This is a genomic window from Streptomyces sp. NPDC029169, from assembly GCF_055563935.1.
Map to the genome: position 1 here is coordinate 672,988 of NZ_JBVHXA010000001.1, position 15,742 is coordinate 688,729.

A 15,742-nucleotide genomic window follows, 5' to 3' on the forward strand; every position below is an offset into this window, starting at 1 on the left:
AACTAACCTCTCTGCGGGACGATTTGGAAGTACACCGCCGTCAGTACGAAGTTCGTCACGAACAGCAACATGAAGGTGATGACCACGGACTGGTTCACGGCGTCGCCGACGCCCTTCGGTCCGCCCTTGGCGGTCAGACCCTTGTACGAGGCGACGATCGCGGCGATGGCGCCGAAGACGAGTGCCTTCAGTTCGGCCGCCCACAGGTCGGACAGCTGGGCGAGGGTGGTGAAGGAGGCCAGATAGGCGCCGGGGGTGCCGTTCTGCAGGACGACGTTGAAGAAGTAGCCGCCGGCCACGCCGACGACCGAGACCAGGCCGTTGAGCAGGACGGCCACGAGCATCGTGGCGAGCACCCGGGGTACGACGAGCCGGTGGATCGGGTCGATGCCGAGCACCTGCATGGCGTCGATCTCCTCCCGGATCTTGCGTGCCCCGAGGTCGGCGCAGATCGCGGTGCCGCCGGCCCCCGCGATGAGCAGGGCCGTGACGATGGGGGACGCCTCGCGCAGGACGGCGAGGACGGAGGCGGCACCGGAGAACGACTGGGCGCCGAGCTGCCGGGTCAGGCCGCCGATCTGGAGCGCGATGACGGCGCCGAAGGGGATGGAGACGAGGGCGGTGGGGAGGATGGTGACGCTCGCGATGAACCAGGCCTGCTGGATGAACTCCCTTACCTGGAAGGGGCGTCGGGGCATGGTCCGCAGGACGTCGAGGGCCATGGCGAAGAGGCTGCCGGAGTGCCGGAGGGCACCTGTCGGGGAGAGGCTCATGCGTCCGCCACCTCCGGTTTCCGGAGCTTCGTCTCGCGTTCGGCGATCGCCTGCCAGCGGGGCGGGCGGGTGATGCCGGGGCTGGGCAGCAGGCGCGGGGTCATGGCGGGGATGGTGTCGTCGCCGTTGTCCAGGCCGGCGAGCTCCTGCTCGACCTGGGCGGCGTCCTTCTCCTCCGCCATGCCGATCGGTCCCTGCATCCGGCCGTTGAGGAACTGCCGTACGACGGGCTCGTCGCTGGTGAGCAGCTGCTCGCGCGGGCCGAACATCACCAGCTCGCGGCGGAAGAGCAGCCCGATGTTGTCCGGGACCTGGCGGGCCGAGGCGATGTCGTGGGTAACGATCAGGAAAGTCGCGTCGATCTGCGCGTTCAGGTCCACGATCAGCTGGTTGAGGTAGGCCACCCGCACCGGGTCGAGCCCGGAGTCCGGCTCGTCGAAGAGGATGATCTCCGGGTCGAGCACGAGCGCCCGCGCCAGGCCCGCCCGCTTGCGCATACCGCCGGATATCTCGCCGGGCAGCTTCTCCTCGGCGCCGATCAGACCGACCATGTCCATCTTCTCCAGGACGATCCGTCTGATCTCGCTCTCCGGTTTGCGGGTGTGTTCGCGCAGTGGGAAGGCGATGTTGTCGTAGAGGTTCATCGACCCGAAGAGGGCGCCGTCCTGGAACAGCACACCGAAGAGCTTGCGCACCTCGTACAGGTCGTGTTCACGGAGCTTGGTGATGTCCTGCCCGGCGATCCGGATCGATCCCCGTTCCGGCTTGAGCAGACCCACGAGTGTCTTCAGGAACACCGACTTGCCGGTGCCGGAGGGGCCGAGCATGACGGACACCTCGCCGGCGGGCAGTGTGAGGGACACGTCCTGCCAGATGACCTGGTGGCCGAAGGATTTGGTCAGCCCTTCCACACAGATCTCGACGCCCATCCGGTTCACCCTTCAGCGGGAGCAGCTCGTACATCTGCTCTACGGGGAGGGGCGCCGGGTCCGTCGCGGAGAATCGAAGATTTTTTACGCGGCGGACATCAGGGGTGTACGGGGGCGTGCTGCAGGTCGGCCGGGACATCCGGCAGGGCGTCCAGTACGGCGTCCCGTACGGCGCCGGTGTCGGGGACCGGGAGCGGTGGCACCGACGCGGCGGGGGCGGGGGGCAGGGACGGCAGCGGGGCCGACGCCTCCGGCAGGACGCCTTCGACATCGGGTTCCGGCAGGGCCACCTCCGGCAGCGGCACGGGGACGAGCGAGGGCGACGGCGACACCGACGGCGGGAGGGCGGTGGGTGACGCCTCAGCGGCTGGGGGTGCCGGACGTGCCGGACGTACGGAGGGGGTGCGGGCCGGCACGTCGTAACCGGCGTTCTCCTTCCCCGGCTCCGACACGGCCGGGCGAGCGGGCCGCGGCGTGTCCGCGTCGTACGCGAACGGGATGACCGCCAGGCCCACGACCGCCAGCGTCGCGGCCGATGTCGCGGCGAGTGCGTGGGCCGGGGCGCCCGCCTGACCCGCCTGGTCCCGTCCCCGCCCGATCAGCCACAGGCCGAGGGCCAGCGTGCCGGCCAGCGAGTTGCGCAGCGTACGCCGGGCCCTGGCGAGCAGGGACTCCACGGCCTGGTAGCTGAGCCCCATCTCCCGGGCGATCTGGTCGACGTCCCGGTCCTCCGCCTTCAGCCGGAGCGCCTCCGCCTGGCGGGCGGGCAGCTCCCGGCTCCGGAACGCCACCCAGCTGGCCTCCGCCCGGTCGCACACCGCCTCCTCGACGGGGACGGGACCGGGGACGGTGAGCTTCGGGGCGGTGCCGACCTCGGCCTCGCGGTGGACCTGCCGGTACCGGTCGACGCACAGGCGCATGGTCACCGTGGTCAGCCATGCGCCGAGGCGTTCGTCGTCCAGGTGGGTCTGCTGCGCGCCGCGCACCATCGCCTCCTGGACGGCGTCCTCGGCGTCCTCCGCGCTCATGGACCTGCGGCGAGCCACCTTGAGCAGCTGCTCGCGATGGCTCCACATGCGTTGCCATCGCAGGTGGGCCGCGTCGTCACGGAATTCCCTTGCCATGAGCCGGGACGTTACCCGCGGGTACCCCGTGTTGTGGAGGGGGTGGCGCGCTAGTGAGTCCTAACCGTTGCCGGGGAGCTGCCCGGCACCCGGAAGAACCTGGTCGACAGGCCCGGTGACCAGGGAGGGCAGGGGCTTCGGCGTGGGCACCGAAGACGGTTCAGGTGTGGGTGACGGTGTCGGAGTGGGCTTCGGTTCCGGTGAGGGCTTCGCCGTCGGCTCGGGCGCCGCGGTGGGCGGGTGTTCCGTCCGTTCGGGCGCCGCGCCGGTACGGGGCCGCGGGCCGCCCTGCTCGGTCCGCTCGGCGTCGGAGGGCGAGCCCGGTCCCGTGCCCGTACCGGAGTCCGTACCGCTCATGTCGGGCACCACCCGGTGGCCGTCGCGGAAGTAGCCGTACCAGGACAGGACGAGGCTCAGGTACGCCCGGGAGTGGTTGTAGGAGAGGATCGCGCGATCGAGGTCCTGCCGCAGGGACAGGTCGCGTCCCCCCGCGCACAGATAGCGCCCGGCGGCGAGCGCCGCGTCGTGGACGTTGTGGGGATCGGCTCTCCCGTCGCCGTTGCCGTCCGAGCCCCATCGGGCCCAGGTGGACGGGATGAACTGCATCGGGCCGACGGCGTGGTCGTAGGCCGGGTCGCCGTCGTACGCGCCGCCGTCGGTGTCCCCGATCAGGGCGAAGCCCTGCCCGTTGAGCTGCGGGCCGATGATGGGCGCGTTCGTCGTCCCGTCCGCGTCCACCCGCCCGCCCCGCGCCTGGCCGGACTCCACCTGCCCGATCGCCGCGAGCAGCTGCCAGCGCAGCCCGCAGTGCGGGGTGCTCCGCGCGAGCGCCTCCTCCGCCCGGCGGTACGCGGCGAAGACCGTGGCGGGCAGCGCCCCACGGTCGGCCACGAGGACGGAGCGAGCCGCGGCCGGCGCCGTCGGGGTGTGGACCCTCAGCGGGGGCAGCTCGGTCAGGTAGTACGCGTCACCCGGCGTCTCCGCCTCGGGTGCCGTGCCGGCCTGGGCGCCGGCGGTCCGCGCCACGAGCCCCGGCGCCTGTGAGCCGGTCAGCGCCGCCATGGCCGCCGCCGCGACCGCCGTACCCCGGACACCTCTGCGCATCCGCCCCGACCAACGTCTGGCCATCCTCGGTCCCCTCCCGCTCACCCGTTTCTGCCATCTGCTCTACGGGGCGAGAGGGCGCGTCCGTCGCGTCGATCGCCGGAAATTTCCCGGGTTCTGGTTTCGGATCGAATAATTCCGGAGTCTCTTGTGCGGCTATCGAACACCCGCTACGTTCCCGGCTCACTTGGCCGATTCCTCGACAGGAGAGTGGCAAGTGACCGCTTCCTACCGACTTCTGACCTTCCTGGCCGCCGTCGGCGTCGGCCTGCTCCCCGCCCTCGGCGCCCCGCCCGCCGGTGCCGCCGACGCCTCCGACGGCGCCGACGTCTTCCCGGTGCAGCTCGTGACCGTTGACACGCCGAGCCGCGCCGCCAAGAATCTGCTGACCGGACTCGGTCTCGACCTGACCGAACACGCGGGCCACGACTACGTCGAGGTGGTCCTGCACCGGGCCGCCGACGCCGAGACGCTGCGCGCCGCCGGTCTGACCTGGACCGTACGCATACCCGACCTCGCCCGCCGCGAGGCCGCGAACAACGCGGCGAACAGCGCCTACGCCGCCGCCACCGACACCTCGCCGCTGCCGTCCGGCCGCGACACGTACCGTACGCTCCCCGACTACGAGGACGACCTGCGGCGGCTCGCCGCGCTCCGGCCCGACATCGCCAGAACCTTCGTCCTCCCCCACAAGAGCCTTGAGGGCAAGGCGATTCACGGGGTGGAGATCGGACATGACGTGCGGGCCGCGGCGGACGGCCGGCCGGTGTTCCTCATGATGGGCGTCCACCACGCCCGGGAGTGGCCGTCCGGCGAGCACGCCATCGAGTTCGCCCACGACCTGGTGAAGAACTACGGCTCCGACCCCCGGATCACCGGCCTGCTGAAGAAGGCGCGGGTCCTGGTCGTGCCGGTGGTGAACGTCGACGGGTTCGAGAAGTCGGTCACCGACGGGCAGGCGGTCGACCTGCGCGAGGCCGACGGCGGCGGTACGGCGTCGATCCTGGGCACCCCCGGCAACGCGTACAAGCGCAAGAACTGCCGGATCCTGGACGGCCAGGCACCCCTCGCGGGCGAGTGCGCACTCGTCTCCAGCCCGGGCGGATTCGGCGCGGGCGTCGACCCCAACCGCAACTACGGCGGCTTCTGGGGCGGTCCGGGCGCGGCCGCCGAGCCCGTCCAGGCCACCTACCGGGGCGCCGGCCCGTTCTCCGAGCCGGAGACGCAGAACATCCGCGAGCTGGTGAGCACACGGCAGGTGACCGGCCTGATCACCAACCACACCTTCTCCAACCTGGTGCTTCGGCCGAACGGCGTCGCCCCCGACACCATCGGCCCCGACGGACGGCCGGTCGGTGACGCGCCCGACGAGGCGGGCCTCAAGGACCTCGGCGACCGGATGGCCGAGCAGAACGGCTATACCAGCCAGCACAGTTGGCAGCTGTACGACACCACCGGCACCACGGAGGACTGGTCGTACAACGCGACCGGCGGCTTCGGCTACACCTTCGAGATCGGCCCCGACGAGTTCCATCCGCCGTTCCCGAAGGTCGTCGACGAGTACCTCGGCGCGGGTGCGTACGCGGGAAAGGGCAACCGGGAGGCGTATCTCCTCGCCCTTGAGCACGCCGCCGACGCGGCACACCACTCGGTGATCGACGGCAGGGCGCCGGCCGGGGCCACCCTGCGGCTGAAGAAGACCTTCGCGACGCCGACCTGGTCCGGTGCGATCCAGGACACCCTGGAGACCACGATGGTGGTCGGTGCCGACGGAAGGTTCACCTGGCACGTCAACCCGTCGACCCGCCCTGTCGTCCAGGCACGCCAGAACACGGTCGTCTCCTCCACTCCGCTGACGTCGGCGACCTTCACCGGGACGACGCTGCCGACGGCCGCCACCGACCGGGAGTTCGTCGTCGACCGGGCCGCCGACGTGCTCGAAGTGAAGCTGGACTGGCCCACACCGGACGACCTCGATCTCCTCGTCCTCCGCAAGAACGCCGACGGCAGCCTCACCGAGGTGGGCGGCTCCGCCGGATCCGTCGGCGAGAAGGAGCGGGTGCTCCTGACCGCCCCCGAACAGGGCACCTACGTCCTGCGGGTGCAGAACTTCGCGTCGGTGGCGCCCTCGTGGACGCTGACGGCCTCACTGTTCGACGCGACGGAGGAACAGGTGGGCGGACTCATCGAGAACTGGACGCTGTCCTGCGAGAAGGACGGCAAGGTCCTCCAGCAACTGCCGGTCATCGTCGACCGGGGCGGGCAGGTCAAGGCGGACCTGCGGAGCTGCGCACAGAAGTGGACGGTCAACTGATGCGTGCTACAAGGTCACTTGCTCTCCTGGGATCGGTGCTCCTCGTGACCTCGCTCGCGAGCAGCGCCGGTGCCGGCGTCGCGGCAGCGGAGGGGGCCGATGTCGCGATCGGCACGGTCGGCGGCCAGCAGGTCGTCGACGGTACGGTGCCGCAGCCGCTCAGCGGCGAGGTGACGGCCACCGGCACGGCCCGGCCGGGCGGGCCCGCCCCGGACGCCCCGAAGCCACTGGTCGCCGACGCGGGTGACAGCGGATTCGTGGTCGCGGGCGGCAAGGCCGTCCTGCTCGGCGCGGCCTACGGCGGCACGGCCCCGTACACCTGGTCCTGGTCGGCGCCGCAGGGCCGGATCGTCGAACCCGGCGCGGCGAGCACGGAGTTCGACACGACCGGGCTCGCCCCGGGCACGTACGAGACGCTGCTCGCCGTCACCGACGCGCGCGGTACGAAGACCACCGACACCGTCAAGGTCGTCGTGACCGAGGAGACCTCCGCCCAGCTGCTGAAACAGACGAAGTCCGACACGACGCCCGGCCTGTTCCCGACCGGCGAGGCGGTGGAGTTCCCCTTCACCGTGCCGGCGGGGGTGGCGTCCTTCGATGTCACGCTGGCGTGGACGACCACGGCCCAGGACTACGACCTGCGGGTCACCGACCCGACCGGTCAGGTGGTGGCACGCTCGGAGACCGGCGGCCACCCGGAGCGGACCTCGGTCGCCTCCCCCACCGCCGGGACCTGGAAGGTCGTCGCGGTCAAGTACGCGACCGCGACCGCCGAGGTGACCGCAGAGGTCGTCGCCCACACCCGCCCCGCCGACCCGAGGCCGTCCGTCCGGGCGGGTGGTCCGTACACCTTCGAGACCGGCGCCGAGCAGCGGCTGGCCGGAACGGTCACGGGTGGCACGGATCCCGTCGGCTCGGCCTGGGACCTCGACGGCGACGGGGAGTTCGACGACGGCACCGGCGCGGAGCTCACCACCTCACTGCCCGAGGGGCGCCACCTGGTCACGCTCAAGGCCACCGACGCCCAGGGTCTTGAACGGCGCGAGACGACGACCGTCCGGGTGGGCGGCGCGGACCGGCTCGACGACGGCCCGCCGGTCACGGTGATCGGCATCGCCGACACCGGCATCAACCCGTACCACCTCGAATTCTCCGCCCAGACCTACCCTGACCCCGATGTCCTCGCGCTGACCAGGAACTTCACTCGCCACCCGTCGGAGTACATCCCCGGCTACCCCGCGAGCGCGCAGCCGATCCCCGTCACCCTCGGCAAGGGCTATCTGCCGGACGAGGACAAGGACCTCTGGACGGATCGTGTGCGCGCCGGAACGCTGCACTGGATCCCCGGCACGAAGATCGTCGGCGCGTACGCGGCGGCCGTCGACGGCGCCCATCCGGTCCTGGACGACCACGGCCACGGCACCGGCTCGGCGTCGGTCTCGGCCGGCAACCGGTACGGTTACTGCCCCTCCTGCCTCCTGGTCATGGTCGAGGGCCTGGACGAGACCGTCGCGACGGCCTACCCCTGGGTCGACATCACCTCGCACTCCTTCGGCTATGTCGGCGGCGCGCCGGTCGGCCCGGTCGTACGCGGCGAGGAGGTCACCAAGAAGGCCGTCGAACGGGGCCAGACGGTGCTGTTCGCCGCGGGCAACGGCGTCGGAAACGCCTTCGACGTCCCCGTCTCCACCTGGCACTCCGACCAGACGGGCCCGGACTGGAACATCACCGTCGGCGCGCTGCGCCGCGACAACCAGCGCGCGGTCGTCGGCGACGGCATCCCCGTCCACCTGTCGTCCTGGGGCATCGGCAGCCTGCCCTCGGCCTGCCACACCGGCGTCCACTGCCAGGACCAGTTCAGCGGCACGTCGGCGGCGACCCCGTACACCGCCGGCGTGTTCGGTACGACACTCCAGCGCGTACGCGAGGCCGTGGGCGACCCGCGGGCCGGACAGAAGGGCGGCCAGGTCGTGGCCGAGGGCTCGACCGTGCCCGAGAGCGTCTACCTCGACGACGGCCGGCTGACCCGCGGCGAACTCCGCGAGGCGGTACTGAAGAACGCCTTCCCGCTCGGCGAGGACAACCTGCCGTCGGCCTCCTGGCCGGTCGGAGCGCCGTACACCCCGGCGAACGTCCTCTTCGAGGGCTACGGCGCGGCCACGCCCGAGACCTCCCGGCGGGCCGTCGACGTCCTGCTCGGCCGTGCGCTGCTGCCCGAGCGGCCGGTCGAGGACGACTTCTTCGCCGCCGACCGGTCGGTACGGGACGGCATCTGGGGCGGCTACGACCGGGACGGCGACGGTACGGCCGATCCGGCGCCGCTGCCGTCGGGGGTGACGGTGGGACTGGACGACGTACTGACGCTGGACGGCTCGCTCTCGGCTCTGCGCAAGGTGCTGACGGCGAGGGACACCACCACGGCCGAGGACACCACGGCAGCGACCCCGCTGTCCGCCGCCTCCTGGGTGTCGTACCTGCACGAACGCCCGGCCTGCGGCGGCGACCGGACGATGAACCGCACGGACAGCGCGGGCGATCCGGACGGGTGTCCGGTCTCCGCCACCCTCTCCTCGGCCGCGCCGTATCTGCCGGTCGCGGCATACCCGGCGGAGGAGGCGCTCGGTGAGCCGCTCCCGGCCGGCTCGCGGGTGCGCGCCGAGCTGTATCTGCGCTCGCGCACCCCGGCGGCCGTCGTGACGCCCACCGTGTTGCTCCAGGCCACCGACCGGGAGATCGGCCGCGGACAGGCCCCGACGCAGGCGGTCACCGGGAGCGGCTGGACGAAGTTCACCGTCGACTTCACCACCACGCGCCCGGCCTTCACGGGCGAACATCCCGCACTCCACGTCCTGTTCGACAACACGGCTCTGATGGACATCGGTTACGAGACGGCCCACGCCTCCCGCGTGCTGCTCGAACCGGCGCAACTGCCCCCGACCGGCCTGGAGTTCGGCGTCACGGTCACCTCCCCGGCGCAGGGCGCGCAGCTCGACGCAGCCGAACCCGTCGTCGCCGGCGGCGGCTTCGCCTTCCCCGACCTGGGAGCCGACGGCCGCCCGGAGACCCGTCGGGTACAGGTGTCGGTGGACGACCCGTCCTTCGGCTCGCCGCTCTCGGCGACGCTGGACGACGCCTCCCGTACCTGGCGGGCCGAGCTCGGCCGGCTCGGCGCCGGCGAACACTCCCTCTATGCCCGCGCGATGCGCGACGGCACGCCGTCCGAGGTCGTACGGACCACGTTCCGCGTACTGCCGGACGCGCGCGTCGAATGGCAGGTGGTCGACCGCAACGCCCGGCCGGACCCGGCTGCCTGGCGCCCGGCCACGGGCCTGGACGACTGGTCGTTCGGGCTGACCACATCGGCGTACGGCAAGGGCCACAGGACGCTCGTCGTACGCCTGGTGGAACGCGGCACCGAGACGGCGCGGGACACCGCACGCGCCCGGTTCAGGTAAGGCGGCGGGGTCCGAGCACGGCGGACCCCGCAGCCCCTACCCCCTGTCGGCCGTGCCGGGAGGGGCACCGACCTGGTAGATGTCGGGGATGCCGTCCGCGTCCTCGTCGCGCTCCTCCTCCTCCCACAGACGCCGGTAGATGCGGTTGCGGCGGCGCAGGAGGACAGCGGCGAGGACCGCGGCAATGAGCGAGCCGACGAGGACGGCGGCCTTGATGTGCTCGGCTGTGGCCGGGTCGGGGAAGGCGAGTTCACCGATGAGGAGGGCGACGGTGAAGCCGATCCCCGCGAGTGTCGCGAGCCCGAGCACGTCGGCCCAGGCGAGGTCGGGGTTGAGCACCGCACGTGTGAAGCGGGCCGCGAGATACGTGCCGAGGAAGATGCCGAGGATCTTGCCGACGACGAGGCCGATGACGACGCCGAGGGGTTCGGGGTCGGTGAACACATGGGTCAGGGCGGGGCCCGAGATGCCGACGCCGGCGGCGAAGACCGCGAAGAGAGGGACGACGACGCCCGCCGAGACGGGGTGGACGAGGTGCGAGACGCGCGCGCCCGGCGAGGCGGCTTCGCCCTTGTCGCGGGTGGTGCGCAGGATGAGGCCCATGGCGACGCCGGCGACGGTGGCGTGGACACCGGAGTTGTACATCAGCGCCCAGGTGGTGATGGCGAGGGGCACGTACCACCACCAGCCGCGTACCCGGAAGCGCTGGAGAGCGTAGAAGAGGACCAGACTGGCGAACGCCCCGCCCAGCGCCCAGAAGTTGAGGTCCGAGGTGAAGAAGACGGCGACGATGAGGATGGCGCCGAGGTCGTCGACGACGGCGAGGGTGAGCAGGAACGCCCGCAGGGCCGCGGGCAGATGGGTGCTGATCACCGCGAGGACGGCGAGGGCGAAGGCGATGTCGGTGGCCATCGGGACGGCCCAGCCGTCGAGGCTCCCGCCGCCCGCCGCGGCGGTGAGGGTGTAGAGGGCGGCGGGTACGGCCATGCCGCACAGGGCAGCGATCACGGGCAGGGCAGCCGTGGCGGGGGTGCGCAGTTCGCCGACGACGAGCTCGCGTTTCAGCTCGATGCCCGCCACCAGGAAGAAGATCGCGAGGAGGCCGTCGGCCGTCCAGTGCCCGACCGACAGGTCCAGGCCCAGGGCGGGAATGCCGAAGTGGAAGTCCCGTACGGACTCGTACGCCTCGCTCCAGGGGCTGTTCGCCCACGCCAGCGCGACCACGGCGGCGGTGAGCAGGACGAGTCCGCCGACGGTCTCCGTGCGCAGGGCCTCGGTGACGGCCTGGCGTTCGGGCCAGGGCAGCAGTCCGAGAAGGACCTTGCGAGGGCGTGCCTGGGTCATGGGGAGGGCCTCCGGGGCATGTCGACAGGTGGGCACGCAGGCCCCTCGGACGCCGACCAGACTTCCCGGCACACCAGCATCATGTTGATGCGTTCTTAACACCCTATCGGGTGGGCCGGGGGTCTCACCAGGCGTCGTGCGGGCCGGTTATCCCCGCAGGTCAAGAGAGTGCCGGCCCCCGTGGCGCTGGGTCCTGCGCCACGGGGGCCGGCTTGTCATGCCAGTGACTACTTTCCACGAACCTTCTTGATCCGTTCCACCGTCTCCCCGGCCGCCTCCCTGATCTTTCCGACGGTCTTCTCGCGGCGTCCCTCGGCTTCCATGGAGCGGTGTTCCGTGGCGCCGCCCATGCGTTCCTTCGCCTTGCCCTTCAGCTGTTCGATCTTGGCCTTCGCCTTACCCATGACGTCGTCCTTTCAGGGTGCGTGCGACTCGGCGAATACCCCGTATGGCCCCCGGCATGCCCCGGCCCCCGCCATGACGTTTCCCGGCGCGGGCCCCGGGCACGCGCCGAGTCGGACCGATCGAGGCGATCGACGACCCGCACGTCGTGGAGGCGTCATGACCGAGTTCGGTTACTTCCTCTCCTGCGAGGACTTCCCTCCCGCCGACCTGATCGATCAGGCGCGGATGGCGGAGGACTCGGGGTTCCGGTCGCTCTGGATCTCCGACCATTTCCATCCGTGGACGGACCGGCAAGGGCACAGTCCCTTCGTGTGGCCCGTGATCGGAGCCCTGTCACAGACGAGCGGGCTGCCCGTCGAGACCGCCGTCACGTGTCCCACGGTACGGATCCACCCGGCGGTGATCGCGCAGGCCGCAGCCACCTGTCAGGTGATGCTGCAGGGCCGGTTCCGGCTGGGCCTCGGCTCGGGCGAAGCTCTCAACGAGCACATCCTGGGCGACACCTGGCCGCCCGCCGACGTCCGCCTCGACATGCTCGAGGAGGCGGTGGAGATCATCCGGAAGCTGCTGACCGGCAAGGAGGTCACCCACCGTGGCCCCCACTACACGGTGGAGAACGCCCGGATCTACACCCTTCCCGAGACACCGCCCCCCATCGACATCTCGGCCTTCGCCCCGAAGGCGACCGCTCTCGCGTCCCGGATCGCCGACGGACTCATCACCACCTCGCCCGACCCGGAGCTGATCAAACGGTTCCGGGGCAAGAACCCCGCCCGGCCCGCGTACGCCGCCACCAAGGTCTGCTGGGCTCCGGAGCGCCAGGACGCCGTCCGCACCGCCCACCGGCTGTGGTCGATGGAGCATCTGCCCGGCGAGCTCGGGCAGATCCTTCCCAGCCCACGCCACTTCGAGCAGGTGTCGGAGCTGGTCACCGAGGAGAGGGTGGCCGAGAACGTTCCCTGCGGGCCGGACCCCGAGCTGCACGCGGCATGGCTTCGCGCGTTCGTCGACGCGGGCTTCGACCGCGTCCACGTCGCCCAGATCGGCCCGGACCAGCGCGGCTTCTTCGACTTCTACCGCGACAAGGTGCTGCCGCTGATGGACGGAGGCGAGTTCTCATGAGCCGAGTTCTCATGAGTAAGGAGACCGTCGGCGAGCGGATCCTGGAGCAGCTGCGCGCGTGGGGCGTCCGTCATGTCTTCGGCTACCCCGGGGACGGGATCAACGGGTTGCTGACCGCGTGGGCGCGGGCCGGCGACGACCCTCGTTTCATCCAGGCGCGGCACGAGGAGATGGCCGCGTTCGAGGCCGTCGGGTACGCCAAGTTCTCGGGACGCGTCGGCGTGTGCGTGGCGACCTCGGGCCCCGGTGCCGTCCATCTCCTGAACGGGCTGTACGACGCCAAGCTGGACCATGTGCCGGTGGTCGCCCTCGTCGGCCAGACGAGCCGCAGCGCGATGGGCGGCTCGTACCAGCAGGAGGTCGACCTGCACTCCCTGTTCAAGGACGTGGCCGCCGACTACCTGGAGACCGTCAACGTGCCCGAGCAGGTGCCGAACGTCGTGGACCGGGCCATGCGCACCGCGTACGCTCGCCGGGCACCGACCGCCGTCGTCGTACCGGCCGATGTGCAGGAGCTGGAGTACTCCCCACCCGAACACGCCCACCAGATGGTCCCGTCCAGCCTGGACGCGAGCGGCTGGACGCCCGTGCCCGACGACCGTGCCCTCGCCCGGGCCGCCGAACTCCTCGACGAGGGACGCCGGGTGGCGATGCTGATCGGGCAGGGCGCGGCCGGTGCCCGCCGGGAAGTGGCGGAGACGGCCGAACTGCTCGGCGCCGGCGTCGCGAAGGCCCTGCTCGGCAAGGACGCGCTGAGTGACGAGCTCCCGTACGTGACGGGGTCGATCGGACTTCTCGGTACACGTCCCTCGTACGAGCTGATGCGCGACTGCGACACCCTCCTGACGGTGGGATCCAACTTCCCGTACTCCGAGTTCCTGCCGCCCTATGGGCAGGCACGGGCCGTGCAGATCGACATCGATCCCCACATGGTCGGTCTGCGCTACCCGTACGAGGTCAATCTCGTCGGGGACGCCGCCCTCACCCTGCGCAGGCTCCTTCCCCTGCTTCATCGCAAGGAGGACCGGTCCTGGCAGGAGACGACGGCGGACGGGGTGCGCCGGTGGCGGACGGTCATGGAGCGGCGAGCCGCGCTCGACGCCGATCCCGTCAACCCCGAGTTCGTGGCGCACGCACTCGACCCCCTGCTGCCCGACAATGCGATGATCACGTGCGACGCCGGTTCGGTCGCCAACTGGTACGCCCGTCATCTGACGTTCCGAGGAACCATGCGCGGCTCGCTGTCCGGGACGCTGGCCACGATGGGCAGCGGTGTCCCGTACGCGATCGGCGCCAAGTTCGCCCATCCCGACCGGCCCGCGATCGCCCTGGTCGGCGACGGCGCCATGCAGATGAACGGGCTCGCGGAACTGGTGACGGTGGTGAAGTACGCCGCTGAGTGGACCGATCCCCGGCTGGTGGTCGCGGTGTGGAACAACCACGATCTCAACCAGGTGAGCTGGGAGATGCGGGCCATGGCGGGCACGCCTCCGTTCGAGCCCTCGCAGTCGATTCCCGATGTGGGGTACGCGGACTTCGCGCGCTCGCTGGGCATGGACGGCATCCGCGTCATGCGGCCGGACGACGTCGAGGGCGCCTGGCGGACCGCGCTCTCCGCCGAAGGGCCGACGGTGCTCGACTTCCGTACCGACCCGGCCGTACCGCCGATCCCGCCCCACTCCACCTGGGAGCAGATCGAGGCGACGCTGGCGTCCCTGGCCCACGGCGACGGCGGCCGCGTCCATGTGGTCGCACAGGGCCTGAAGGCGAAGGTGCAGGAGCTTCTGCCCCGGTCCCACCGCGGCGAAGGCGGGCGGTGAGACGGTCATGGTCCGTTCGGCTCTGGCGCGCACGGTACGGAACGTGGGCGAGGGACGGATCCAGCGGATGCTGTCCCTGGCCACGGGCGCCGGGGCCGCGCTCGTGGCGGCGGAGATCTGGTTCGAGCACGACCGGGCGGCCTTCGGCAACCGGGTCATGTGGTGGCCCGTCCTCCTTGGTCCTCCCGGGCTTGCCGCGGGCATCGCCGGGTACGTGAACGGGCGCGCGGCCCGGACCTTCCTCCCGGTCGTCTCGGCCGCGCTCGTGGCGAACGGGCTGCAGGGCATGTATCTGCATGTGCGCGGGATCGCCGCCAAGCCGGGCGGCTGGCGGATGGCCCGCTGCAACATCGAACTCGGGCCGCCGCTGTTCGCCCCGCTCATGGTGAGCGGCGTCGGCGCGCTCGGTCTGCTCGCGGCGGCATCGAGGCGGGAACGATGAGGTTCGCGGACGCGACGAGATCAGCGGGCGCGAAGAGATCCGCAGACCGCGAACCGCGGGTGATGCGGCAGGCGTCCGCCTGGGACGCGGTGACCCTGGATGTGGTGCGGGCCCGGCTGACTCCCCCGCCCTGCCGGTTCTTCACCGTCGTCGAGCAGGCCGTCGCGGGGCCGCTGCTCGACCTGCTCGTCGGTCAGGCGCACACTCCCGGCCGGGTCCCGGTGCTGCGTCTGGTCGACCTGAGGCTGACCGACGGGGACACGGACGGCTGGCGGCACACCGACATGCCGGAGGACGGGGCGGCATGGCGCCTCTCCCTCGCCGCACTGGACGCCGAGGCACGGCTGCGCCACGAGGGTACGGGTTTCGGCCGCCTGGGCACCGGTGACCGGTACCGGCTGCTCGACGCCATTCGCTCGTACGGGAACACGGCGGCCCGCTGGCGCGGCCTGCCGCCAGGACATGTCTGGGAACTGTGGACGCGTTACGCGTGCGCCGCCTACTACGCGCATCCGCTGGCCTGGGACGAGACGGGGTTCGGCGGGCCGGCCTACCCGCGCGGCTATGTACGCCTGGGGCGTGGCCTGCGCGAGTCCTGGGAGGAGCCGCCCCCATGACGCTCGGACAGGCCCTGCGGGCGGCCGGCGGGACGCTGCGCGAGACCGCGCGCCCGCAGAGCGCCGTACGCGCCCGCAACGCGTCGGCCTGGCTGCCGCCGCTCGCCGAACTACGCTCGCAGATGCGGCACTTCGAGGACGGCGACGAGGTCGATCTCGTGGTGGTCGGCTGCGGTGCGGGCGGCGCGGTCCTCACCCAGCGCCTGGCCCGCGCGGGCTGGCGGGTGGTCTGCCTGGAGGCCGGGCCCTTCTGGGAGCCGGGCCGGGACTGGGTGAGCGACGAGGAGGGCGCG

12 protein-coding genes and 1 pseudogene are annotated in these 15,742 nt (G+C 71.6%); 7 read left to right on the plus strand and 6 right to left on the minus strand.

The window, feature by feature from the left end; all coding sequences use genetic code 11:
- Positions 1-2 precede the first annotated feature (2 nt).
- From ACZ4VI_RS02875 to ACZ4VI_RS02890, 4 genes are all read right to left on the minus strand, one after another.
- On the minus strand, positions 3-773 hold the full coding sequence (locus ACZ4VI_RS02875) for an MlaE family ABC transporter permease (protein ID WP_467995995.1): 771 nt from the start codon (positions 771-773) through the stop codon (positions 3-5).
- Positions 770-1,702, minus strand: a complete 933-nt coding sequence (locus ACZ4VI_RS02880; protein WP_467995996.1) for an ABC transporter ATP-binding protein — start codon at positions 1,700-1,702, stop codon at positions 770-772. Before ACZ4VI_RS02880 ends, ACZ4VI_RS02875 begins: the two co-directional genes overlap by 4 nt.
- 98 nt (positions 1,703-1,800) lie before the next feature.
- Entirely contained in the window at positions 1,801-2,826 is a 1,026-nt protein-coding gene (locus ACZ4VI_RS02885) for an RNA polymerase sigma factor (protein WP_467995998.1), read from the minus strand.
- A 60-nt stretch (positions 2,827-2,886) separates the two neighbouring features.
- The gene (locus tag ACZ4VI_RS02890; protein ID WP_467996000.1) at positions 2,887-3,954 is read right to left on the minus strand and encodes a lytic transglycosylase domain-containing protein; all 1,068 of its coding nucleotides are present in this window, start codon (positions 3,952-3,954) and stop codon (positions 2,887-2,889) included.
- A 193-nt stretch (positions 3,955-4,147) separates the two neighbouring features.
- Here ACZ4VI_RS02890 and ACZ4VI_RS02895 point away from each other — a divergent pair, with 193 nt between their 5' ends.
- Together ACZ4VI_RS02895 and ACZ4VI_RS02900 are read left to right on the plus strand one after the other, a co-directional pair.
- Positions 4,148-6,244, plus strand: a complete 2,097-nt coding sequence (locus ACZ4VI_RS02895; RefSeq protein WP_467996001.1) for a M14 family zinc carboxypeptidase — start codon at positions 4,148-4,150, stop codon at positions 6,242-6,244.
- A gap of 35 nt (positions 6,245-6,279) precedes the next feature.
- Positions 6,280-9,699 (plus strand): S8/S53 family peptidase, encoded by a 3,420-nt coding sequence (locus ACZ4VI_RS02900; protein ID WP_467996003.1) that lies wholly within the window; start codon positions 6,280-6,282, stop codon positions 9,697-9,699.
- Between the two features lie 36 nt (positions 9,700-9,735).
- On the opposite strand, the gene nhaA is transcribed toward ACZ4VI_RS02900, so the two are convergent.
- Together nhaA and ACZ4VI_RS02910 are read right to left on the minus strand one after the other, a co-directional pair.
- Positions 9,736-11,043 carry a Na+/H+ antiporter NhaA gene (gene nhaA / locus ACZ4VI_RS02905; protein WP_467996004.1) on the minus strand — a complete coding sequence of 436 codons (1,308 nt, stop codon included), beginning with the start codon at positions 11,041-11,043 and terminating at the stop codon, positions 9,736-9,738.
- Between the two features lie 227 nt (positions 11,044-11,270).
- Positions 11,271-11,447 (minus strand): CsbD family protein, encoded by a 177-nt coding sequence (locus tag ACZ4VI_RS02910; RefSeq protein WP_467996006.1) that lies wholly within the window; start codon positions 11,445-11,447, stop codon positions 11,271-11,273.
- A 157-nt stretch (positions 11,448-11,604) separates the two neighbouring features.
- Between ACZ4VI_RS02910 and ACZ4VI_RS02915 the strand changes: the two genes are divergently transcribed.
- The 5 genes and pseudogenes from ACZ4VI_RS02915 to ACZ4VI_RS02935 form a co-directional block, all read left to right on the plus strand.
- Positions 11,605-12,570, plus strand: a complete 966-nt coding sequence (locus ACZ4VI_RS02915) for a TIGR03557 family F420-dependent LLM class oxidoreductase (RefSeq protein ID WP_467996008.1) — start codon at positions 11,605-11,607, stop codon at positions 12,568-12,570.
- A gap of 11 nt (positions 12,571-12,581) precedes the next feature.
- Positions 12,582-14,390: a thiamine pyrophosphate-requiring protein gene (locus ACZ4VI_RS02920; RefSeq protein WP_467996010.1), complete on the plus strand. Its 1,809-nt coding sequence runs from the start codon at positions 12,582-12,584 to the stop codon at positions 14,388-14,390.
- Positions 14,391-14,397: 7 nt separating this feature from the next.
- Positions 14,398-14,832 carry a hypothetical protein gene (locus ACZ4VI_RS02925; protein ID WP_467996012.1) on the plus strand — a complete coding sequence of 145 codons (435 nt, stop codon included), beginning with the start codon at positions 14,398-14,400 and terminating at the stop codon, positions 14,830-14,832.
- Positions 14,829-15,449, plus strand: a complete 621-nt coding sequence (locus tag ACZ4VI_RS02930) for a gluconate 2-dehydrogenase subunit 3 family protein (RefSeq protein WP_467996014.1) — start codon at positions 14,829-14,831, stop codon at positions 15,447-15,449. Before ACZ4VI_RS02925 ends, ACZ4VI_RS02930 begins: the two co-directional genes overlap by 4 nt.
- Before the next feature lie 122 nt (positions 15,450-15,571).
- Positions 15,572-15,742: pseudogene (locus tag ACZ4VI_RS02935) on the plus strand (lycopene cyclase family protein); the annotation flags it as partial.